Source organism: Paracoccus nototheniae (genome assembly GCF_004335005.1).
Classification (GTDB): domain Bacteria; phylum Pseudomonadota; class Alphaproteobacteria; order Rhodobacterales; family Rhodobacteraceae; genus Paracoccus; species Paracoccus nototheniae.
On record NZ_RQRT01000169.1, the window covers coordinates 1 to 969 of the forward strand.

The window sequence follows — 969 nt, forward strand, 5'->3', positions numbered from 1 at the left end:
CCCGCCCTGTCCCCCCCGTGCCAGCAGCACCTTTTTCAACCGGCCGTGAACGCCCTTTTCGCCGTTCACGGTCTGCGTCACCGCGAAATCCACCGCCAGAGAGCAGAACTGATAAGCCTCGGTCTGGGTGATGCCGGTGCGTTCGCAGATGATCGCGATCATCTGGCGCAGGGCGATGCGCAACGCCTCGTCCAGATCGGCGTGAAAGCCCATCGAGATGATCTCATCGGCCGTCTCGGCCCGGGGCAGGGTGACTGCGTGATCGCCCGCCTTGCGCAGGGTAAAGGTGAAAGTGCCGGTCAGCGACATTTCCAGCGCGGTGATGCAGACCTCACCGTCGCCCTGACAGCCATGGCCGTCGCCGCAGGAGAACAGCGCGCCTTCGGTATGGACGGGCAGCGACAGCGTGGCGCCGGGGGTCAGCAGCTTCAGGTCCAGATTGCCGCCATGCAGGCGCGGCTGGATCGAGGTCAACTCTCCCCATTCGGGGGGCGGGGCGACGCCCATCACGCCAAAGAACGGATTGAGCGGCAGCGTGGCACCCCAGGGCAAGCGCGCGGTGCGGGCCGCGCGATCGACCGGGATCAGCGTCAGCGCCTGTTGCGAGACCGGGAATTCCCCGATCAGCGAGCCGGAACTGGGCCGCACCAGATTGAAGCCCCAATCCGCGCCCAGATCGATCGCATCGATGCGGATGTCCAGCACATCGCCGGGCTGCGCGCCCCGGATCGCGACCGGCCCGGTCAGCAGATGGCCGCGCCGGGGCAGATCGGCGGCCAGGATCTCGCGCAGGGCCGGGGCGACGGTCATGCCGGACCCCTCGGGCGGCAGAACCTCTTCGCGGCCCGAATGCGTCTCGATCGTCAACGTGTCGCCGGGGTCGATCTCGGTCACCGGGGGCAGGTCCGACCAGAAGCGGCCCCAATGGACGGTCGTGGGCGTGGCGGCAAGGAAAGCGGGGGTCATGGG

1 protein-coding gene is annotated in these 969 nt (G+C 68.2%); it reads right to left on the bottom strand.

All coding sequences use genetic code 11. The features are described 5' to 3' along the window. A partial coding sequence (locus tag EG885_RS22310) for an acetamidase/formamidase family protein (RefSeq protein WP_341352784.1) occupies positions 1-969 on the bottom strand: 969 nt, incomplete at both ends.